Source organism: Candidatus Eisenbacteria bacterium, assembly GCA_005893305.1.
In the GTDB taxonomy this organism is placed as follows: Bacteria; Eisenbacteria; RBG-16-71-46; order SZUA-252; family SZUA-252; genus WS-9.
In genome coordinates, this window is the sequence record VBOZ01000017.1 from 196,410 (window position 1) to 217,258 (window position 20,849).

18 protein-coding genes are annotated in these 20,849 nt (G+C 66.7%); all 18 read left to right on the forward strand.

The window, feature by feature from the left end; translation table 11 throughout:
* The first annotated feature begins 80 nt into the window (after nt 1-80).
* Nucleotides 81-584, forward strand: coding sequence for a ribosome maturation factor RimP (locus E6K79_07225; GenBank protein ID TMQ64821.1), 504 nt, complete (start codon nt 81-83; stop codon nt 582-584).
* On the forward strand, nt 581-2,143 hold the full coding sequence (gene nusA / locus E6K79_07230; GenBank protein TMQ64822.1) for a transcription termination/antitermination protein NusA: 1,563 nt from the start codon (nt 581-583) through the stop codon (nt 2,141-2,143). The genes E6K79_07225 and nusA overlap by 4 nt, the downstream gene beginning before the upstream one ends.
* Before the next feature lie 20 nt (nt 2,144-2,163).
* Complete coding sequence (gene infB, locus E6K79_07235; protein ID TMQ64823.1) at nt 2,164-4,356, forward strand: translation initiation factor IF-2; 2,193 nt, start codon at nt 2,164-2,166, stop codon at nt 4,354-4,356.
* Nucleotide 4,357: 1 nt separating this feature from the next.
* On the forward strand, nt 4,358-4,639 hold the full coding sequence (locus E6K79_07240; GenBank protein TMQ64824.1) for a DUF503 domain-containing protein: 282 nt from the start codon (nt 4,358-4,360) through the stop codon (nt 4,637-4,639).
* 19 nt (nt 4,640-4,658) lie between these two features.
* Nucleotides 4,659-5,039: a 30S ribosome-binding factor RbfA gene (gene rbfA, locus E6K79_07245; protein ID TMQ64825.1), complete on the forward strand. Its 381-nt coding sequence runs from the start codon at nt 4,659-4,661 to the stop codon at nt 5,037-5,039.
* On the forward strand, nt 5,036-6,028 hold the full coding sequence (locus E6K79_07250; protein TMQ64826.1) for a bifunctional oligoribonuclease/PAP phosphatase NrnA: 993 nt from the start codon (nt 5,036-5,038) through the stop codon (nt 6,026-6,028). The genes rbfA and E6K79_07250 overlap by 4 nt, the downstream gene beginning before the upstream one ends.
* Entirely contained in the window at nt 6,000-6,932 is a 933-nt protein-coding gene (gene truB, locus E6K79_07255) for a tRNA pseudouridine(55) synthase TruB (protein TMQ64827.1), read from the forward strand. The genes E6K79_07250 and truB overlap by 29 nt, the downstream gene beginning before the upstream one ends.
* Nucleotides 6,788-7,861 carry a riboflavin biosynthesis protein RibF gene (gene ribF / locus E6K79_07260; protein TMQ64828.1) on the forward strand — a complete coding sequence of 358 codons (1,074 nt, stop codon included), beginning with the start codon at nt 6,788-6,790 and terminating at the stop codon, nt 7,859-7,861. Before truB ends, ribF begins: the two co-directional genes overlap by 145 nt.
* A gap of 83 nt (nt 7,862-7,944) precedes the next feature.
* Nucleotides 7,945-8,214 (forward strand): 30S ribosomal protein S15, encoded by a 270-nt coding sequence (gene rpsO / locus E6K79_07265; protein ID TMQ64829.1) that lies wholly within the window; start codon nt 7,945-7,947, stop codon nt 8,212-8,214.
* Between the two features lie 148 nt (nt 8,215-8,362).
* On the forward strand, nt 8,363-10,546 hold the full coding sequence (gene pnp, locus E6K79_07270; protein ID TMQ64830.1) for a polyribonucleotide nucleotidyltransferase: 2,184 nt from the start codon (nt 8,363-8,365) through the stop codon (nt 10,544-10,546).
* Complete coding sequence (locus E6K79_07275) at nt 10,437-11,939, forward strand: insulinase family protein (protein TMQ64831.1); 1,503 nt, start codon at nt 10,437-10,439, stop codon at nt 11,937-11,939. Before pnp ends, E6K79_07275 begins: the two co-directional genes overlap by 110 nt.
* Nucleotides 11,936-12,382, forward strand: coding sequence for a dUTP diphosphatase (locus E6K79_07280; protein TMQ64832.1), 447 nt, complete (start codon nt 11,936-11,938; stop codon nt 12,380-12,382). The genes E6K79_07275 and E6K79_07280 overlap by 4 nt, the downstream gene beginning before the upstream one ends.
* Nucleotides 12,379-13,188, forward strand: coding sequence for a polysaccharide deacetylase family protein (locus E6K79_07285; GenBank protein TMQ64833.1), 810 nt, complete (start codon nt 12,379-12,381; stop codon nt 13,186-13,188). Before E6K79_07280 ends, E6K79_07285 begins: the two co-directional genes overlap by 4 nt.
* Complete coding sequence (locus E6K79_07290) at nt 13,043-14,077, forward strand: DUF3108 domain-containing protein (protein TMQ64834.1); 1,035 nt, start codon at nt 13,043-13,045, stop codon at nt 14,075-14,077. The genes E6K79_07285 and E6K79_07290 overlap by 146 nt, the downstream gene beginning before the upstream one ends.
* Before the next feature lie 10 nt (nt 14,078-14,087).
* A complete protein-coding gene (locus E6K79_07295; GenBank protein ID TMQ64835.1) occupies nt 14,088-15,044 on the forward strand; it encodes a hypothetical protein in 957 nt (318 codons plus the stop codon).
* Nucleotides 15,041-16,060 carry a flippase-like domain-containing protein gene (locus E6K79_07300; protein ID TMQ64836.1) on the forward strand — a complete coding sequence of 340 codons (1,020 nt, stop codon included), beginning with the start codon at nt 15,041-15,043 and terminating at the stop codon, nt 16,058-16,060. Before E6K79_07295 ends, E6K79_07300 begins: the two co-directional genes overlap by 4 nt.
* 134 nt (nt 16,061-16,194) lie before the next feature.
* Complete coding sequence (locus tag E6K79_07305; protein ID TMQ64837.1) at nt 16,195-18,192, forward strand: hypothetical protein; 1,998 nt, start codon at nt 16,195-16,197, stop codon at nt 18,190-18,192.
* Between the two features lie 207 nt (nt 18,193-18,399).
* A complete protein-coding gene (locus E6K79_07310; protein TMQ64838.1) occupies nt 18,400-20,076 on the forward strand; it encodes a PKD domain-containing protein in 1,677 nt (558 codons plus the stop codon).
* Nucleotides 20,077-20,849 lie beyond the last annotated feature (773 nt).

The window sequence follows — 20,849 nt, forward strand, 5'->3', positions numbered from 1 at the left end:
GGTCCGAGTGGGCCAGGGGTCCACTCGAACTTTTTCGGCCCTGGCCCGCGGTCAGGGGGGGGCCTCAGAGGCGTCATCCGATGGAACTGAATCAGCTTCGGGAGGAGCTCGCGGGACGTTTCCAGGCCCTCCTTCAAGAGGAAGCGTTCGATCTTTGGGACTTGGAATTCGCCTCGCAGGCGGGCGCGACGGTCGTGCGGGTTTTCGTCGATCGGCAGCCCGGCGTGACCCTCCAAGACTGCACTTACTGGAATAAGAAATTCGGCCGGTACCTGGAAGAGGAGAACCTGATCCAGGGACGGTACGTGCTTGAGGTCGGCTCGCCGGGAATCGAGCGGGTGCTCCTCCGTCCGGAGCACTACGCGCGATTCGTGGGCTCGACGCTCGAGGTCAAGCTTCACGACCCGCGCGACGGCCGCCGAACGTTTCGAGGAGATTTGCGCGCGGCCGGACCGGACACGATCGTCCTGTCGGATGCGGATGTGGGAACGGTCTCGCTGCCGTACGCGGCGATCCGGAAATCGCGTTTGATCATCGACCCGTGGGAAGGGATGCGCGGCCAGGAGCGCCGGCGCAAAGGATGAACACTTTGGCAAGGGAACCTCAGGTCAAGAACATGAACTACGAGCTGATGGAAGCGATGGCTCAGATCGCGCGCGAGAAGAGCGTGGACAAGGCCATCCTCGTCGAGACGCTGGAGGCCGGGCTGCTTTCGGCCGGCCGGAAGCGTTTCGGGCCGAACGCCAACATCGAGGTCCGCTTCGACGAGGGGAGCGGCCGCATCGTCATGCGGCTCAAGCGCTCGGTGGTCGAGGACGCGGACGATCTGGGCCTTCAGGTGGATCTCGCGGAGGCGCGGACGATCGAGCCCGACATCGAGATCGGGCAGGAGCTGGTGCAGGAGCTCTCGCTCGAGGAGCTCGGCCGGAACGCCATCGCCGCGGCGAAGCAGGTGCTGGTCCAGCGCGTTCGCGAAGCCGAGCGGGAGCGGATCTACGAGGATTATCACGACCGCGTCGGCGAGATGGTGCGCGGCACCGTGCAGCAGGTCGATCGCGGCAACATCTACGTCAAGCTCGACCGGTCGGAGGCGATCCTGCCTCCGCGCGAGCAGATCGCCCGGGACCGCTACCACCAAGGGGACCACATCAAGGCGTTCATCATCGCGGTCGACAAGCTGGCGCGCGGCCCGCAGATCATCCTCTCGCGGACACACCCCGAGTTTCTCCGTCGGCTCTTCGAGGCCGAGGTACCGGAGGTGGCCGAGAAGATCATCGAGCTCAAGGGAATCGCGAGGGAGCCGGGCTCCCGGGCGAAGGTCTCCGTTCTCTCGAACGACGACAAGATCGACGCGGTGGGCGCCTGTGTGGGAATCAAGGGCTCGCGCGTTCAGGCGATCGTGAGGGAGCTGGGCGGCGAGAAGATCGACATCGTTCCTTTCAGCCAGGATCCGGTGGTCTTCGTGACGCGCTCGCTCAGCCCGGCCAAGGTTCTGGAAGCGCAGGTGGTCGAGGCCGATCAGAAGACTCTGGTCACGGTGGCCGACGATCAGCTCTCCCTGGCCATCGGCAAGGGCGGTCAGAACGCCCGGTTGGCCGCCAAGCTCACCGGCTGGAAGATCGATCTGATCTCGAAGAGCGAGCGCGAGCGCCAGCGGGAGTTCGAGCGGAAGGTTCGAATCGACATCGAGGAGCTTCTGGGCGCGGGTCCGAAGCTGCGCGAGAAGCTGATTCGCGAGGGGATCGAGACGGTGCAGGACCTCCTCAAGACGCCGCTCACGGAGCTCCTGGCGATCCAGGGCGTGGGCGAGAAGACCGCGGAGAAGCTGCTCGAGGAGGCACGCGCGCTCGAGGCGACGCGGAGCAAGGAGCTGGAAGTCGAAGCAGCGCGGGCGCAGGAAGCGGCCGCGGCGGCGGCTCTGGAGGCGGCGACCGAGAAGGCCGCGGCGGATACGGCGGCGACCGAGAAGGCCGCGGCGGACGCGGCGGACGCGGCGGCGCAAGCCCGGGCCGCGGCAATCGCAGAGGAGGAGGCTCCCGCATCGGCGGAGGAGGCCCCTGCATCGAACGACGAAGAATCCCCCGGCGCGCCGGAGCTTGCGGCGGAGCCGGATGAATCCAAGGAGACGCCGCCCCAAAGCTGAGGGGCCGGAAACGAGGAGCGATGCCAGAAACGAAACGACGGGTATACGAAGCCGCGAAGGACATGGGGATGTCGAGCGAGGCGCTCGTCAGCATTCTCAAGTCGCTTCAGGTGGACGTGAAGAGCCACATGAGCTCGATCGGCGCGGACGTGGTCGAGCAGGTCCGGCTCAAGCTCGCGCGCGAGAAGGAGGCGGTCAAGGAGGAGGAAGCCCGCAAGCGCGAGAAGGCGGCCCTGGCCGCCAGGGCCGCGGCCGAGGCTCAGCGCCGCACGGCTCCCGCGGGCGCCCTCGCCACCGCGAAGAACGCGAAAGTCTTGAAAAAAGGGAAGAAGCGCGCCGTCGACGAGAAGCTGATCCGGGCCTCGGTCCGGCGGACCATGGCCGAGATGGAGGGGACCAAGCGCCGCCGACACCACCGCGAGCGCGAGGAGGGAGCCGCCGTCGGCGTCGAGGAAGCGCCGCGCATCATCCGCGTCAGCGAGTTCATCTCCGTGGCCGAGCTGGCGGGCCAGCTCGAGGTGAAGCCGCAGGAGGTCATCGCCGTCTGCATGCAGCTCGGCATCATGGCGAACATCAACCGGCGCCTCGACAAGGATTCCATCAGCGCGGTGGCCGACGAGTTCGGCTTCGCGGTCGAATTCGTCTCGGAGCTGGGCGAGGAGGTCGAAGAGGCGGCGGCGGACGAGGCGGGAGACCTGAAGCCGAGGCCCCCGGTGGTCACGATCATGGGACACGTCGACCACGGAAAGACCTCGCTCCTCGACTACATCCGGAAGACGAACGTCATCGCGGGGGAGGCCGGCGGCATCACGCAGCACATCGGCGCCTACGAAGTCGAGCTGCCCCGCGGCGACAAGATCACGTTCCTCGACACGCCGGGCCACGAAGCATTCACCGCGATGCGCGCCCGCGGCGCGCAGGTGACGGACATCGTCGTGCTTGTCGTCGCGGCGGACGACCAGGTCATGCCGCAGACGGTCGAGGCGATCGATCACGCCCGCGCGGCGAATGTTCCGATCATCATCGCGATCAACAAGATCGATCTCCCCGGCGCGAACGTCGAGAAGGTCCGCCAGGACCTGTCGAAGCACAACCTCCTCGTCGAGGAATGGGGCGGAAAGACCATCGCGGTGTCCATCTCGGCGAAGGTCGGGACGAACATCGAGAAGCTCCTCGAGATGATCCTCCTCCAGGCCGAGCTGCTCGAGCTGAAGGCCGACCCCTCCAAGGCGGCCCGCGGAATCGTCATCGAATCCAGGGTCGAGCAGGGTCGCGGCATCATCGCCACCGTGCTCGTCCAGAAGGGGACGCTCCGCGTGGGGGATGCGTTCGTGGCGGGATCAACGAGCGGGAAGGTCCGGGCCATGCTGAACGAGCGCGGCGGCCGGGTCCCGGAAGCGGGCCCATCCACGCCGGTCGAGGTGCTCGGCTGGAGCGCGGGTCCGCAGGCGGGCGATACCTTCGCCGCGATGCAGGATGAGCGCGAGGCGCGCGAGCTGGCGACCAAGCGCGGCCAGCTCCAGCGCGAGCAGGAATTCCGCCTCTTCCGCCACGTGACCCTCACCGACCTCTACAGCCAGATCAAGGCCGGCAAGGTGAGCGACCTGCTCGTCGTGCTGAAGGGCGACGTGGACGGGTCCGTCGAGGCGTTGGAGGACTCGCTGACGAAGCTCTCGACCGAGGAAGTGCAGCTCCGGGTGATCCATCGGGCCGTGGGCCAGATCAGCGAATCCGACGTGCTCCTTGCCGCGGCCTCGAACGCCGTGATCATCGGGTTCCACGTGAAGCCCGATCCGAAGGCCGTGGAGCTTGGAGCCAAGGAAAAGGTCGACATCCGGCTCTACGACATCATCTACGAGGCCGTCGCCGACGTGAAGGACGCCATGTCGGGGCTCCTGAAGCCCGAGATCCGCGAGTCGGTGGTCGGATCGGCGGAAGTGCGTCAGATCTTCCGCACGACCAAGTCCGGCGTGATCGCAGGCTGCATGGTGCAATCGGGGACGATGCAGCGGAGCGCCCGCGCCCGGCTGATCCGCGAGGGTCAGGTCGTATGGGACGGCAAGATCTCCTCGCTCCGCCGGTTCAAGGACGACGTCCGCGAGGTGGCGAGCGGATACGAATGCGGCATCTCGCTCGAGGATCGCGACGACATCAAGGAGAAGGACGTCATCGAAGCGTACGTCCTCGAGGAAGTCGCGCGCCGGCTCTCCTGAGATGCGGGTCGGAACCTTGCGCCTCGAGCTTCATCTTCCGGCCTCCGATTCCCTGAAAGCGAAGCGGTCGGTCGTCAACCGCGTGAAGGAGCGTGTCCGCTCCCGGTTCAACGCGTCCATCGCCGAGGTGGGCCATCAGGACCTGTGGCAGCGGGCGACCCTGGGCGTCGCGATCGTGGGCGGCGAATCCGGCGTCCTGGACCGGGTCCTGCACGACATTCTGGCATGCGTCGAAAGCGAGGATCGACTCGCCGTGATGGACTACCAGATCCAAGTCGACTGAGACGCCCCAACCCAGGCCCATGTCCTCCCGACCCGAAAGCCCCCGCACCCGACGCGTGGCCGAGCGCATCACGGTCGAGCTGGCGGAGATCCTCGCCACCAAGGCGGAGGACCCGCGGCTGCGCACCCTGAGCGTGACGGGCGCGCGCGTGTCCCGGGATCTCTCGTCGGCCCGAATCTGGGTGAGCGGCGCTGTTCCCGCTCCCGAGGAGCCGGCGATTCTGAAGGCTCTGGCCCACGCGACGCCGTACCTCCGAACGCTGCTCGCTCCGCGCCTTGGCCTGCGGATCGTGCCGACCCTCCAGTTCGCGATGGACCATTCGACCGAGTCCGGCGCCCGGATCGAGAAGCTGCTCCAGGAAATCCGAAAGCCCGACCTCCGCGAGCCCGAAAGCGAGTGACCCAGGTGGCCCACGACGAATTCCGCGAGTTCATCGACTCCCACCGGGAGTTCCTGATCCTCTCGCACGTCGATCCGGACGGGGACGCGATCGGGTCCTCGCTGGGGCTGGCGTGGGCGCTCAAGGGTCTTCAGAAAGAGGTCGTGGTCGGGAACGAATCGCCGCTACCCGATGGCCTCCGCTTCCTCCCAGGCTCCGAGTGGGTGAAGCTCCCCGCGGAGATCGGACGGGTGTTCGACGCGGTGTTCGTCCTCGACTGCTCGAGCCTCGATCGGGCGGGGGAGGCCGCGCGCCTCGTGGCCCCCGGGGCGGCCGTCGCGAACGTCGACCACCACGCGGCGAATGACGGCTTCGGCGCGCCGCGCCTCGTGAATGTCGAAGCGAGCGCGACGGCCGAGCTCATCTACGAGATCCTGGACGCCTACGGCACGCCGCTCGAGCCCGAGGTGGCCGCGTGTCTCTACGTCGGGCTCGCGTCGGACACCGGCGCCTTCCGCTATCAGAACACGACCCCCCGCGCGCTCCGCCTCGCGGCGCGCCTGGTGGAGCACGGCGCCCAGCCCTCCACCGCCGCGGACGCGCTCTACGGACGGAAATCGGAGGCGAGCCTGCGCATCCTCGGCCTCGCCCTCGCGTCCCTCGAGAAGCGGGCCGGCGGACGGGTCGGAGCGCTCACGATCAGCCACGAGATGTTCCAGCGGGCCGGCGCGACTCCCGAGGACGCGGACGGGATCGTCCAATTCGCCAAATCGCTGGACGGGGCGCGCGTCGGGATCCTGATCCAGGAGGTGGCCCCGGGTGAGGTCCGCATGAGCTTCCGCTCCGACGGCACCGTCGACGTGAACGAGGTCGCGGGCCGTTTCGGCGGGGGCGGGCACAAGAACGCGGCGGGCGCCCGCGTGCGCGGCGACCTGGCGCGCGTGCGCGGCGACGTTCTAGAGGCGCTCGACCGGGCGGTGAATGGCGGACCTCCTCCACCTCGTGGATAAGCCGGAGGGCTGGACCTCCCACGACGCGGTGGCACGGCTTCGCACGCTTCTGGGTGAATCCCGCATGGGACACGCGGGCACGCTCGATCCCTTCGCGAGCGGCCTCCTACTTATAGGAGAGGGGCGCGCGACGGGATTCCTCGGCTGCCTGGGACTTCTTCCGAAGCGCTACCTGGCCACGGCCCGCCTCGGCGTCGCGACCGACACGCAGGACGTGACCGGCACCGTGACCGCCACGTCGAGCCGGATGCCCTCCCTCCCCGAGGTCGAAGCCGCGCTAGCCCGCTTTCGGGGCGCCATCAGGCAGCGACCGCCGCTCTACTCCGCCGTCAAGGTGGGCGGGACTCGTCTCTACAAGGCCGCGCGGCGCGGAGTGGACCTCGAGCGCGAGGATCGGCCGGTCCATGTCTACGAGCTCCGCCTCGTCGGGGACGCCCTCCCCGAGATCACCCTCGATGTCACCGTGAGCCGGGGGACCTACGTGCGCACGCTGGCGCACGACCTCGGAGAGACGCTCGGCTGCGGCGCCCACCTGACCGCGCTGCGGCGGGTCGAGTCGGGCCCGTTCCAGGTGGACGCTGCCCTCTCCTGCGATCGGAGCTCGGGGCACGAGGAGGGCGCGTATCGGGAGCGGGCGCTCGAGCCCGACCGGGCCCTCTCCTTTCTGCCGCGCGTCCGATTGAGCGACGACGAAGCGGCGCGCCTTCGCCACGGTCGAGCGCCGGTCCTGGAAGCCGACCGCGTCGAGGAGCCGGACCGATGCTGGCCGCTGCCGCCCGGGGAGAGTGGATGGCCGCTCGCGCTCGTGGACCAGGCGGGGTCGGTTCTGGCGCTCGCGCGTCCCTGGCGGGATCAGGTCTCGGGGGCGGCGGTCGCGCTCCAGCGGGTCCTGGTCGGAGCATGACGACGCCCGTTCGCCCGGTCGCGCTCACGATCGGCGTTTTCGACGGCCTCCACCGGGGCCACCAAGCGGTCATCGCCGCGACGGTCGAGGCCGCGCGGCGTCGGGCCGGGGCGGCGTGGGTCGCGACGTTCGATCCGCACCCCGACACCGTGGTCCGAGGCTCGGCGCCGCGCCCGTGGATCACGCCCCCCGACGAGAGGGCGGACCTCCTCCACCAGATGGGGATCGACCGCGTCGAGATCGCGCGCTTCGATCGGGAGATCCAGGCGCTCACGCCGGAGGGCTTCCTGGATCGCGTGCTCGGCCCCGGCGCTCCGCTCGCGGCGCTGGTCCTGGGCGCGGATTTCCGGATGGGCCGGGATCGGGTGGGAGACCGCGCCTATCTCGAGTCGCTCGGACGGTCGCGCGGCTTCGAGGTGCTGGAAGTGCCGCTCGTGAAGGGTGACGGAGCGAAGCTCTCCAGCACCGCTCTAAGGCAAGAGGTCGTCGCGGGCCGCGTGGAGAGCGCGTCCGAGATCATGGGGCGTCCGTATGCCTTGGAGGGTCGCATCGGCTCAGGCGCCGGCCGGGGCACCGGGCTGGGATACCCGACCGCGAATCTGGAGATACACCCGGCGAAGCTCCTGCCTGCCCCGGGCATTTATATTTCTTACAACGATTTGGGGGGCGGGGAGAGGCAGCCCGGAATCACGTACATAGGGAGCGCATCTACCTTTGGGCCGGGACCTACGCGCGTGGAGGTCCATCTGCTCGACTTCTCGGGCAGCCTTCGGGGCCGACATCTGAAAACAATGCTGATCTCGCAGCTTCGCGCCGATGAAGTATTTAGCTCGCCGGCGGACCTGGTCAAGGCGATGGAGAAGGACCTCCAGCGGGCGCGAGCGTTCTGGGCCGCCTCGAAACCGGCCGGTCGAGAGTCCCGCGCTTAGTGCAGTTTGGGTTTGAAACCCGCGAAGCCTATGCTACATTCCCCGCTCGTACACTGAGAGGGAAAGTCGAGGAGGTGGCACCGGTGCCGTTGACGCCTGAGAGGAAGCGCGAAGTGATCGGCCAGTTCAAGATCCATGATACCGATTCCGGATCGGCCGAGGTTCAGATCGCGCTCCTCACGGAGAGGATCAAGTACCTGACGGAGCACTTCAAAGTGCACAAGCGCGACCATCACAGCCGTCGCGGCTTGCTCCGGATGGTGGGTCAACGTAGAAGGCTGCTCGATTACTTGAAATTGACGAGAGTCGAGCGCTACCGGATGGTGGTCAAGGAGCTCGGCCTCCGCAAGTAGGCTGCTCACCGCGCAAGCGGACCTCACCAGCAGTACCTCCCCCAGACACTCCCGCGGCACCCGCCTGGCTCCATGGCTCGCCAGAGCGCGTTCGCCAGAGCGCGTCTCGGATGATTTTCTATCAAGAGTCAAAATGAAGGAGACTAGAATGCCCGAATCCGTAAGCCTCGAGCTAGGCGGCCGTCCGTATTCCATTCAAGTAGGAAAGGTCGCCAAGCAGGCCTCGGGTGCTACGTGGATCCAGTATGGCGAGACGGTCATCTTGACGGCGGCCGTCGCCAGCAAGGATCCGATCGACAAAGACTTTTTCCCACTCTCGGTCGAATACCGGGAGAAGACTTACGCCGCGGGGAAGATCCCGGGCGGATTCTTCAAGCGTGAAGGGCGGCCCACCGAGAAGGAGATTCTCAGCAGCCGCCTCATCGATCGGCCGCTTCGCCCGCTCTTCCCGGACGGCTACAGGAACGAGATCCAGATCATGTCGACGGTCCTCTCCTCGGATCAGGCGAACGACTCCGATGTTCTCGGAATCACGGGCGCCTCGGCCGCGTTGATGGTCTCCGACATTCCGTTCCCCGAGCCGGTTTCCGCGGTGCGCGTGGGCCTGGTCGAAGGGAAGCTGGTCCTGAACCCGACGTTCGCGGAGCTCGTCGAGTCCACGCTGGACCTGGTGGTCGCGGCCACCGACACGAACATCGTCATGGTCGAGGCGGGCGCCCGCGAGGTCGCGGAATCGAAAATCGTGGAGGCGTTTGAATTCGCCCACCAGGCGATCCGGCAGCTCAACAAGCTGCAGCACGAGCTGAAGGCGCGCGTAGGGAAGCCCAAGCGGGCGTTCCCGCTGCCGCAGCGGGACGAGACGCTCGTGAAGGCGATCACGTCGACCTTCGGCGACAAGGTCAAGACCGCGAACAAGATCGCCGAGAAGAAAGCGCGACAGGACGGTCTCGACGCCGTGCTCCAGGAAGCCGTCACGCGCTTCGAGGAATCCCACCCCGGCTCGGCCAAGACCGTGAAGCAGGTGATCGGGGAGATCGAGGAGCGCGAGGTTCGCCATTTGATCGTGAGCGAGCAACGCCGCCCCGACGGGCGCGGCTTTGACGACATTCGAAACGTGACCGCCGAGACCGGCATCCTTCCGAGAACGCACGGCTCGTCGCTCTTCACGCGCGGCCAGACCCAAGCCCTCGTGGTCGCGACGCTCGGAACCAAGGTGGACGAGCAGCGCGTCGAGGAGCTGGAGGGGCAGAGCTGGAAGAGCTACATGCTCCACTACAACTTCCCGCCGTACTCAGTCGGGGAAGTCCGGCCCTTCCGGGGCCCGGGCCGCCGCGAAATCGGACACGGAGCACTGGCCGAGCGTTCGATCGAGCCCCTCATTCCGACCGACGTCGACTTCCCATACACGATCCGCATCGTCTCGGACATTCTGGAATCGAACGGATCCTCGTCGATGGCGACCGTCTGCGGCGGAAGCCTCGCGCTCATGGATGCCGGCGTGCCGATCAAGGCTCACGTCGCCGGCGTCGCCATGGGGCTGGTCAAGGAGGGCGACAAGTTCGCGATCCTGACCGACATCCAGGGAGTGGAGGATCACCTGGGCGACATGGACTTCAAGGTCGCGGGTACCCGCGCCGGCGTGACGGCGCTCCAGATGGACATCAAGATCGCGGGCGTCTCCTATCAATTGATGGCCGACGCGCTGGAGAAAGCGCGCAAGGCACGAATGCACCTCCTCGACATCATGGAGACGGCGATCGCGAAGCCGCGCGCGGAGCTGTCGCCGTACGCGCCTCGGATCTACATCATGATGATCGACCCCGACAAGATCCGCGAAGTGATCGGACCGGGCGGCAAGATGATCAAGAAGATCAGCGCCGAGACCGGCACGCAGATCGACATCGAGGATTCGGGAGAGATTCGGATCGCGGCATTCAGCGGCGCGGACGGAGATCGGGCACGCGAGATCATCCGCTCGATCACCGAGGACCCTGAGATCGGCCGCATCTACCAGGGCACCGTTCGCCGGGTGGTGCCGTTCGGCGCGTTCGTCGAGATCTCCCCGGGCAAGGACGGGCTGGTGCACATCTCCGAGCTCGAGGACAGGCGTGTCGAGCGGGTCGAGGACGTCATCAACGAGGGCGATTCGGTTCTCGTGAAGGTGATCGGGATCGACCGCGAAGGAAAGATCAAGCTGAGCCGAAAGCAGGCGCTGCCGGGACATGAGAACGATCCGGTCGTGGCCGCTTCGGATCCCCGCGGCGGACGCGGCGGCGGTCGGGACGGGGGCAGGGACGGCGCGCGCCGCCGGCCGGAGCCGTCGCGCCGATAACGGTGTGTCAGACCGAATCGAGAACCGCCCAACGGAGGCTTCGGCCTCCGTTGGCGTTTCGGGCGGCGCCACGGGGTCCTCGCCCGTGCGCCTCGCCCGTGCGGCGGCCATGACCGAAGAGAGCCGCTTTTCGCGCGCCGTGCTGCCGTCGGGGGTCGTCATCCTCGGCGAGCGCATGGACTCCGTCCGCTCCGTCGCGGTCGGCGCCTGGGTCCGTGTCGGGTCCCGTCACGAATCGGCGCGGGAGGCGGGGATGACCCACTTCCTCGAGCACGTGGTCTTCAAGGGTACCCGGCATCGCGACGCCCTCCAGATCGCGCTCGCGATCGAGTCGGTCGGCGGGCATCTCGACGCTTTCACCGGGCGCGAGGTGACCTGCTTGAACGCCAGGGTCTTGGAAGAGGACCTGGACTTGGCCGTGGACGTCCTGGCCGACCTCGCGCTGGGGCCCCGCCTCGATCCCGTCGAGATCGAGCGGGAGAAGAACGTCATCGCCGAGGAGATTCACAACTACGAGGACACGCCGGACGATCGCGTTCACGACCTCTTCTCTGAGCTGGTCTGGCGGGGGCATCCGCTCGGCAATCGGATCCTCGGCACCGTCGAAACCGTCACGGGATTCACGCGCGACGCGATCGCCGCTTACCACGCGCGCTGCTATACCGCGCCCAGCATCCTGATCTCGGTGGCCGGACGCTTCGCCTGGGATCAGGTCGTCGCGGTGGTCGCGGAGAAGTTCGGCGCCGCGCCGGCCGGCTCCCGGATCCCCGCGCCCGCCGCCTCGACTGACGGCCGGGGCGTCGTCCACCAGGTCAAGGATCTGTCCCAGCTCTACCTCTGCGTCGGCGCCACAGGCCTTCCGCACGAGCACCCCGACCGGTACGCGCTGGTCCTCCTCTCGACCATCCTGGGCGGCGGGATGAGCTCGCGGCTCTTCCAGCGGGTCCGCGAGCAGGAGGGCCTCGCCTACTCCGTTTATACCTACGCCGATTCCTACAGCGATGCGGGGATCTTCTGCGCATCCATGAGCGTCCAGCCGGTGCACGGCCGCCGGGCGATCCAGCTCACCCTCGACGAGTTCGCGCGCGTCGCCGACGAGCGCATCCCCGAAGCGGAGCTCGCGTCGGCCAAGGCGCAGCTCAAGGGGAACCTGCTGCTCGGCCTCGAGAGCACGACGAATCAGATGACCCGGCTCGCCCGGTCCGAGATCTATTCCGGCCGGTACGTCCCGGTGGATGAGCTGATCGCCTCGGTCGATCGGATCACCGACGACGACGTTCGGCGCGTGGCGGGGGAGCTCCTCTCGCGCGACAGGCTCTGCCTCGTGGCGCTCGGCTCCAAGACGGAAAAGGTGTTCGAGGCTTCGGATCTCATCCCGGGCGCGGTCGCGTGACGGCGCCCATCGCGGTCCGCGTGCTGCTCGAGCCCCACGCCGTCTCGCCGCCGGCCTACCAGTCGGAGCACGCGTCCGGCGTGGACCTGGTCGCTGCCCTCGACGGCGAGGCCGAGATCACTCCCGGACAAGTTCTCGCCGTCCCGACGGGGATCCGCCTCGAGATTCCGCCGGGTTACGAGGGACAGATCCGAGCGCGGAGCGGCCTGGCCGCGCGCCACGCGATCGGGGTGCCGAACGCGCCCGGAACGATCGACGCCGACTACCGAGGGGAGGTCCAGGTGCTCCTCGTCAATTTCGGCACGCGCCCCTACGTCGTGCGGCGGGGCGACCGGATCGCTCAGCTCGTTTTCGCCCCGGTCGCGCGGGCAACGCTCGAGACGACCTCCGCTCTGACGGAAACCGCGCGCGGCGAGGGAGGCTTCGGCCACACCGGGCGATGAGGGAAGCTCCGCTCGCATGGACGGTGATCGTCCTCCACCAGACGCCGGCCCGATTCACCGCGGCGCCGATGGGTGTGTCGATCCCGGCGCTCCGCCGCGTGCTCCGCGCGCTCTTGGATCGCGGGCACCGCTTCGTCGGATTGGACGACTCGGCTCCCGCCGGCGCCCCGCCGGGCTCGATCGCGCTCACCGCGGATGATGGCTATGCGAGCCAACTTACGCATTTGAGGCCGCTTCTGCGGGAACTGGGGATCCCCTGGACCGTGTTCGTATTGGCAGGGATGCTGGGGAAGCGAAACGATTGGGACCATCCTTGGGTCTCGCCGCGCGAGCGTCATCTGACCCCCGACGAGGTACGCCGGCTGGCGGGGGAAGGTGTCACGATCGGCTCGCACGGTATGACGCACGTCAACATGACCGCGCTCCCGGATGCCGCGCTCGAGGAAGAGCTCGCGCGCTCCAGGGAGACCCTCCGAAACCTCTCCAGCCAGCCGGTGGACTGCGTCTCGTATCCCTGGGGGCTGGCCAATGAGCGCGTGACCGACGCGGCCAGGAGCGCCGGCTATCGCTTGGGTTTCGGCGCGGACGTCGGGCACACGACCGGGGGATCGGCCGCGCGGGCCGGCGCGTCGAGCTTTCTGATTTCACGGCTCGGCCTCTATGGACCGGACCAGCTCTTTCCCGGGCTCGCGGCCGCCGCGATCGGCCATTCGCACCCGCTTCGCTCGTTCCGAGGCGGGCTGGAGCGCGTGGGACAGGGCCTGCTCGGGGTGGCCATGGCGAGCCAGGCGAGGCCCCGTGGCTGACCGCGGCCGGGGCGGCCTTTTCACGGCGCTTCTATTCCTTATAGCGTCCCTCGGCACGCTTGCGGCGGGGCAGGAGAACTCGGCTTCCCCGCCGGATTCGGTCGCCGACTCGCTCGGGGCGGCCAAACCGGAAGCGATCCCCGGGGCCAATGCCGGGTTGGCGGGGGGCGATAGCCTTGCGGCCGGGGCGGACGTCGACCCGGGACTGGCACCGGTGCCGTGGAAGATCGGGGAGTATTTTCAGTTCTCGATCGACTGGAACGGGCTGAACGGCGGAGGCTCGCTCATGCAGGTGCAGAACATCCAGCGCCTCGACGGTCGGCGCGTCTACAGAATCGTCACAAAGTCCGAGTCGAACTCATTCGTCTCGAAGTTCTACAAGGTTCGCGACAGGGCCGAGAGCTACATCGACGCCGAGTCGCTCTACACGCGCCGGTTCGTGAAACACCTGCGCGAGGGCTCCTATAAGAAGGATGTCGACGTCCGCTTCGACCAGGAAACGCACAAGGCGGCGTACGACGACGGAGCCACGATCGACGTGCCAGCGCGCGTGCACGACGTGCTCTCCGCGTTCTATTATGTGCGCACCCAGCCCCTGCCGACCGGGGGGACGATCCTGCTCCCGACGCACGACAACAAGAAGAGCTATGACATGGAGGTCAAGGTCCACAAGCGGGAGCGCGTCCAGGTGCCGGCGGGAACGTTCGACTGCGTCGTCGTGGAGCCGATCCTCAAATCGGAGGGCGTATTCAAATCCAAGGGCAGCATTCTCGTTTGGCTCTCGGACGACGCGCGCCGGATCCCGGTGATGGTGAAGAGCAAGGTTCCGGTCGGCTCGATCTCGATCAGCTTGACCGACATGCGCCTCTCGTTTCAGCGCAAGCAGTGAGCGCTCCGCGGTGAGCCGCCACCCCGAGATCGACCTCCGGGCGGTCAAGACGATCTCCATCGGGAAGCGTCCGAACAAGGTCCGAATCGAGCAGTTCGCGTCGGCCCCCGATCCTTCCGCTCCCATCGGAACGTTCGAGCAATTCCTCCCCGACCTCCTCGCCGGGGCCTCGCTTCGCGAATTGCTCCAGGCCTGGGTCGTTGCCCGCGCGGACGGACGCCCCGCGATCGCGATGCTGGGGGGCCATGTCATCAAGACGGGGGTGCAGCGGCCCCTCCTCTCGCTCCTGGACGCGGAGGCGTTCACGGCGATCGCGATGAACGGCGCCGCGGCCATCCACGATTTCGAGATCGCCCTCTTCGGGCAGACTTCGGAGCCGGTCGAGGAGACGCTGGGGACCGGGCAGTTCGGCCTCGTCGAGGAGACGCCGGCGCTCATGAATCAGGCGGTCAACGAGGGCGCGAAGCGTGGGCTGGGCATGGGCGAAGCGCTCGGCGAGTTCCTGGTCGAAGCCGACGCCCCGAACGCGTCGGTCAGCGTGCTGGCGCGGGCGGCCTCGATGGGAGTTCCGCTCACGGTCCACGTGGCGATCGGCACCGACACGCTCCACCAGCACCCTTCCTTCGACGGCGCGGCCACCGGGCTCGCGACGCACCGCGATTTTCGAATCTTCACGGCGGCGATCCGCGACCTCGAGGGCGGCGTCGTGCTCAACTTCGGGAGCGCGGTCATCCTGCCCGAGGTATTCCTGAAGGCTCTCTCCACGGTGCGGAATCTGGGACACGAGGCCTCGCGCTTCGTGGCCGCGAACTTCGATCAGATCCGCCACTACCGCCCCGAGAAGAACATCCTCGAACGGCCCCTGCTCGGCGGCGGCAAGGGCTACTCGTTCGTCGGGCCCCATGAGATCTGGTTTCCCCTCCTCGCCGCTCTCTATCTCGCGCGAGCGCCACGTCCTGGTCGATGAGCCGCTCCCGGCTCATCCTGCTGGCGCTGGGGATTGTCCTGAGCGCCCTTGCGATCGTCCTGCTCGCCCGGTCGATCGACATCTCCGCGGCCATGCGCGCGCTCAGCCGCGCGAACATGGGCTGGGTGGTGGCGGGCACCCTCGTCACGTTCGTCGGCTATTACCTGAGGGCCCTCAGGTGGCGTGAGATTCTGGCGCCCCGGGTCCAGCCCTCGATGGCCCGGCTCTTCAGCGCGACGATGGTCGGGTTCCTGGCTATCAACACCCTCCCGGCGCGTCTCGGGGAGCTGGTTCGCGCGTACGTGCTCGCCCGCACGGAGAAGATCCCGACAGCGACCGTCCTTGGGTCGCTTGCAGTGGAACGAATCCTCGACATGGCCATGCTGGGTATTTTTTGGGCGCTGTCGCTCTTGATTGCTCCCATCCCCGACTGGTTCCGGTGGAGCGGCTACGCGACGATCGGAATCGGGGGTGCAATCGCGGCTGCCCTTTGGGGGCTCCATGCGACCCGGGGCCACGCGGGCTGGAGCGAGGGCCGTTTGATCGCGCTGCTGCCGAAACGCCTGGGGGGGTTCATCTCGAAGGGAATACCGGCGTTCGGCGCCGGGCTTCAGGTCTTCGGGAGCCCCAAGCTGATGGCGAAGGCCAGCGCATGGTCGATCGTCGCCTGGGTAGTCAGCGCGAGTGTCTTCCTTTTAGTTGGGCTGAGTCTCGGGCTCCGTGTCCCCGTGGGAGCGATCTTCCTGCTGACTTTTGTCGTCTGCCTCGGCATTTCCCTGCCGTCGTCACCCGGTTTCATCGGCGTCATGGAGGGCGCCTGTGTCATGGGACTCTCCATATTTGGCGTTGGCGGCCCCGAGGCCCTCGCCTTCGCGATCCTCTATCACGTGACGCAGCTCGTCCCTCCTCTCGTTCTTGGCACTTATTTTGTTTTTAAACAGCACCTTACGCCGGAATTGATCCATCTCGAGGGGGGCGCCGATGGGGAGGTCGTGCGAAAAAAGAGGCGACAGTGAAAAGCGGGCAGATAGCGACCGCACGTGTGTAAAGCTTTTTTAGTTGACTCTGGGCAGGGGGGCTGCTATACTCGTTTGTGCGGTAAATCCGCGCTCAGAGGGCACTTAGGATAGGGATTCTCCGAAATGGAGAGATGATGGCGGCTTCCGGCCGGGAGTTTCAGGCACGTGTCGGCGGCAGAGCCTCATCCCTATTGGCTTCATGTACCCTCATCGTGGCATTAAGTTTCACACCGTGGGTGATCGGCGCCGAAGCACCGTGGGCGCAATTCGCGTTCCGAGCGATTGGGCTGACGGCATTCGGGGTCGTGTCGCTGAATGAGATGAGGGGCGCGCTCGCGCGCAGCCGTTGGGCAGCGAGTGCAACGATGGGGTGCATCCTGATCGTCGCAACATCCGGCCTCTCGGCGGCGGTCTCGATCAATCGGGGCAAGAGTCTCGAAGCTATGCTCAACTTACTCGCCATCGCAGGGCTCTTCCTCACCGCGGCTATCGTGCTGCGCGGAAAGAAATTTTTCCGCGGCGTCGCGCTGCTCGAGGTGCTTGCGGCCGTACCCGTGGCCGCCGTGGGTATCGCCCAGCACTTCCGTCCCGATCTGGTGCCGGCCGGGAATTCCTATCCCGGACGCGCTCTCGGCCCGTTCGGGCAGCCGAATCGTCTCGGCGGTTACCTGATCGCGCTGATCCCTCTCGCTCTCGCGCTCTCCTTCTCAATTCAGGATCGCTTGCTCCGCCTCGGGCTTCTTCTCGCCGTGTTCGCGTTCACGCTCTGCCTTGTCGCGACCTATTCGCGCGGCGCGTGGATCGGATTCGCCGTGGGGCTGCTCTCGCTCGCGGCGCTGCTCACCCGATGGCCCGAGCTCATGCCGCGGCCGGTCTGGATCGGCGCCGCGCTGGTCGCGCTTTTGGCGCCTGCGATCCTCCTTCTCCCGTCGATCCTTTCGCGCATCACGCCCAAGCCGTCCGCCGCGCCTGCCTGGAATCTTCCGATCGATCCGGAGCGGGAGGGGAGTGGCGCGATGCGGCGCGCCGTCTGGTCGGGCTCGGTGGCCGCGTTCGCGGCGCGGCCCGTTCTCGGATGGGGAATCGGTGCGTTTCGTGAGGGTTACGATCGGTCGAAGAGCGACCCGTTGAAGCGCCTCGAAGCCGTGGGCGGCCGCACCGCGGATCAAGCGCACAACTACTACCTCGAGACGCTCGCGGAGCGCGGTGTTCTGGGTCTCGCCGCGTTCCTGACGTTCGTGGCGCTCTGCGCCGCGGCGGGTCTCGCGGCGTTTCGCGAGGGCACGCCCGACTCCCGGCTGCTTGCGGCCGGGCTGCTCGCGTCCGTCGCCGCGCTTCTCGTCCACGCCGCTCTCGAGGACAATGTCTCCCTGGTTCCCCATGGCACGCTGCTCTTCGCGAACCTTGGCCTCCTGGTCGCGGTTGCGCCTGGGTCCAAGGATGTTCCATCCCGCCGAGTGCGGTGGGCCGGAGCCGCGGGCGTACTGGTCGCGGTCCTGGGAATCGCCGTGAGCGGGCTGAGCGCCATGGCGGCCACGACCGCGCAGGATGCCGTGAAGGCGACCGCCGTGGGGAGGCTCGATGAGGCGACGGCGCGATTCGCCGTGGCCACCCGTCTCGCTCCATGGGAGGAGCTGTACGCGGCCGGCCGCGGCAAGGCCGCCGAGTCTTCGGCTCGCGCGGGACGCGGGAGCGCGGCGCTTCGGGAAGCGGAATCCGGCTATCGGCGGGCCATCGCCTTGAACGGCAGCGATCCGGTCACGCGCCACGAGTTGGCCCGCCTCTACCTCTCGCACGCAACGGAATTCGGATCGGCGGGGATTGCGTCGGCGGAACGCGAGCTTCGCGCGGCGCTGACGCAGAACCCGCATTATGCCGAAATCCGGAACGACCTCGGCGTTGCCCTTCTCGCCCAGGGCGACCGGGCGGGGGCCCGCGCGGAGTTCCGCGCCGCCGGCGAAGGTCGGCCCGAATTCGTCGACCCGCTTCTGAATTTGGCGGTCCTGGCCCAAGAGGACGGGAATATCGCGGAGGCGACCCGGCTCGTAGCGATCGCGATCGAGCGGAATCCCGGCTCGGCGCGCGCGGCGAGGATGCGCGAGTCGCTCGAGGTTAGATCCGGAAAATGAATTCAAACGACAGACTCTGGCCATCTTGTGAAATGAAATCCAATTCGAAGGAACGAGAGCGAGAGGAGGTGAGCAGCCGGTCGTCGCGTGGTATTCGGCTAAGGCTCGAACCAGATCGGATCGCTTCTCGGTATTGAGGTTTCCAAACTCGGTTCGCAACCTGTGTGTTTCGGTACTTCCAGTTCCGCAACTTAAGGAGGACACCCGATGAGTAACCGAGCTGTTGTCAGAGTCGCACTCCTAGGGCTTCTGGTCTTTGCCTTGGCGCCCGGGATTGCCGCGGCCGCCGGGCAGGGCCAAGACCTGACGGAGATGCTCGCTTCGAACGCGGCCTCGCAGGCGACTGCCGTGAGCGGCCCGGTCATCATGGTTTCGCCGGCCTCGCTCGACTACGGGGTCGTCAACAACGGATCGACCGGATCGCTGACGCTCAACATCGCGAACACCGGCGATGCGACGCTCCACATTTCCAGCATGGCGTACAGCGACGGGGCGTATACCTCCCCGAGCGTCACGACCGTTGCGAACGGGTCGAGCGTGAATGTGTCGGTCAGCTTCAGCCCGGTCGACGGCAATTCGCATCCCGGGACGCTGACGATCATGAGCGATGCGTCGAACGGGACCCAGACCGTGAACCTGGCGGGCCAGGGAAACTCGGCTCCGACGCTCAATCCGATCGGCGACAAGACGGTGACGGCGTTCACGACCCTTGCCTTCACGGTGACCGGCTCGGACGCGGACGACACCGTGGACGACGTCCTTAGCTTCTCGATGGGCACGGGGCTGCCGCCCAGCGCCACGTTCAATTCGGGTACGGGCGAGTTCTCGTGGTCGCCGACTTCGGCCGAGGCCGGTAACTACACGACGACCTTCACCGTTTCGGACGGCCGTCTCAGCGATTCCGAGATCGTCCACATCGCGGTGACGGTGACGAACCACCCGCCGACGGCGAACGCGGGCGGGACCTATTTCGGTGCGACCAACCGGCCGCTCCAGTTCCACAGCACCGGCACATCCGATCCGGACGCGGGCCAGAATCTGACCTATGCCTGGGATTTCGGTGACGGCGCGACGTCGAACGATCCGAACCCGGTGCATACGTACCTGGCCCCGGGGAGCTTCGTCGCCGGCCTTCGGGTCTGTGACGACGGCTCGCCGCAGCTCTGCGATGATGATTTCGCCGCGGTCACGATCCAGACCGAGATCGGCGCGCAGCTCCTTCTCGAGAACTTCAGCTCGACGATCGACGTGAGGAAGACCGGTGCTCGCAGCACGAAGCTCGGCATCGAGGAGGTCCTGCTTCCGTATACGGATCTCAATCCGGCGTCGATTCGGATCTCGCACACGGGCCCTGCCGGCTTCGTGACCGAGTGCGCGGCGGACACGCGGTTCTTCGTGTACGGCGACATGGACGCGGACGGCGTGACGGATATCGACGTCCGGTTCACGAACAAGTGCCTCTCGAACCTGTTCAACAACATTCCGAACAACAGCGTGGCGACGATCGTGGTGACCGGAACGTTCCAGGAGTCGGGCGGTACGGTTCCGCTGCACGCGGAGCGCGCGGTGACGATTCTGGTGAAGCACCGCACCACGCCGATCCTGGCGATGGCGAACCCGAATCCGTTCAATCCTGAGACGTCGATTTCCTACACGGTGAAGAACGACGGGCCGGTGACGATGCGGATCTACGGGGTAGACGGTCGGCTGGTTCGGACGTTGAAGAGCGGTGAGGAGACGGTGGCGGGGACGCACGAGGTTCGCTGGAACGGGATGAGCGACCAGAACCGTCACGTACCGTCGGGCATCTACTTCGTGAAGACGAGCCAAGTGGTGGGCGGTGCGGTGGAGTCGGCATCGTTCAAGGCGACGCTGCTGAAGTAGAAGTCGAGCTTCTCTTCAAGAATACGCAGAAGTAGCGTCAGGGGCGGGGGGCCTTGCGGTCCCCCGCCTCCGTATTTTCAGGGGATTTCCGCCCGGGGTCCGCGTATGGATCCCGCCTCGCGGGACAGTCGGGGCTGGCATTGCAAAAACCGTCAGCCAGTTGGGGCAGCGTGGATTGCACGATTTCAAGGGCCGATCGAATAGACACTTAGCCGATGCGCTCGATGACTCTTGACCCCCGCAACCGGAAGTGCTATAATCATCTCACTTCGCAATTAGCAAAGGCGAAGCGGGAATTGCCACAGAGGCGCAGGGGCTTCGGCCCCCCACAGAGCGGTTTAGACTGAAGAGGCGATGGCGAAATCTCCCCGTTTCGCGTACTGCCGTATTTTGTGGTCTCTGTTCGAGGCAGGAGTTCGTCGGCCGAGTTGGCCGCCGAGTTCTTGCCTCGTTTCGTTTCCAACCGAGCGGGAGGGGTCTCTCGACCAATAATTCCGACCAGTCAAGAAACGATGTGTGCACAACAATCGCCGCGGTGCCCAGTGAGGGTTGAGTGTCCGCGGCGACCGTGACCCGGATGGACCGGGCGCGGCGATGAAGAATCGGTCCCGCTCCGGGGGCCGGCTTCTCGGATCGATCGGTTCCTTTTTTCTCATCGGGGGTTTGACATCATGCTGAAGCGGGTAGTGGTAGCACTGCTGACGGTGATGGCGGTCGCTGGCCTGGCTCAAGTAGCCAGTGCGCAGTACATGTACCTGGATACCAATGCGAAC

What these genes read in the sequence shown, in the direction of transcription:
- nusA (TMQ64822.1), top strand. Translation starts at nt 581, where the DNA reads ATGAACACTTTGGCAAGGGAACCTCAGGTCAAGAACATGAACTACGAG.
- E6K79_07240 (TMQ64824.1), top strand. Translation starts at nt 4,358, where the DNA reads ATGCGGGTCGGAACCTTGCGCCTCGAGCTTCATCTTCCGGCCTCCGAT.
- E6K79_07290 (TMQ64834.1), top strand. Translation starts at nt 13,043, where the DNA reads ATGGACCGGACCAGCTCTTTCCCGGGCTCGCGGCCGCCGCGATCGGCC.
- E6K79_07310 (TMQ64838.1), top strand. Translation starts at nt 18,400, where the DNA reads ATGAGTAACCGAGCTGTTGTCAGAGTCGCACTCCTAGGGCTTCTGGTC.
- ribF (TMQ64828.1), top strand. Translation starts at nt 6,788, where the DNA reads ATGCTGGCCGCTGCCGCCCGGGGAGAGTGGATGGCCGCTCGCGCTCGT.
- E6K79_07275 (TMQ64831.1), top strand. Translation starts at nt 10,437, where the DNA reads ATGAGAACGATCCGGTCGTGGCCGCTTCGGATCCCCGCGGCGGACGCG.
- E6K79_07300 (TMQ64836.1), top strand. Translation starts at nt 15,041, where the DNA reads ATGAGCCGCTCCCGGCTCATCCTGCTGGCGCTGGGGATTGTCCTGAGC.
- pnp (TMQ64830.1), top strand. Translation starts at nt 8,363, where the DNA reads ATGCCCGAATCCGTAAGCCTCGAGCTAGGCGGCCGTCCGTATTCCATT.
- E6K79_07285 (TMQ64833.1), top strand. Translation starts at nt 12,379, where the DNA reads ATGAGGGAAGCTCCGCTCGCATGGACGGTGATCGTCCTCCACCAGACG.
- E6K79_07225 (TMQ64821.1), top strand. Translation starts at nt 81, where the DNA reads ATGGAACTGAATCAGCTTCGGGAGGAGCTCGCGGGACGTTTCCAGGCC.
- rbfA (TMQ64825.1), top strand. Translation starts at nt 4,659, where the DNA reads ATGTCCTCCCGACCCGAAAGCCCCCGCACCCGACGCGTGGCCGAGCGC.
- E6K79_07305 (TMQ64837.1), top strand. Translation starts at nt 16,195, where the DNA reads ATGATGGCGGCTTCCGGCCGGGAGTTTCAGGCACGTGTCGGCGGCAGA.
- infB (TMQ64823.1), top strand. Translation starts at nt 2,164, where the DNA reads ATGCCAGAAACGAAACGACGGGTATACGAAGCCGCGAAGGACATGGGG.
- truB (TMQ64827.1), top strand. Translation starts at nt 6,000, where the DNA reads ATGGCGGACCTCCTCCACCTCGTGGATAAGCCGGAGGGCTGGACCTCC.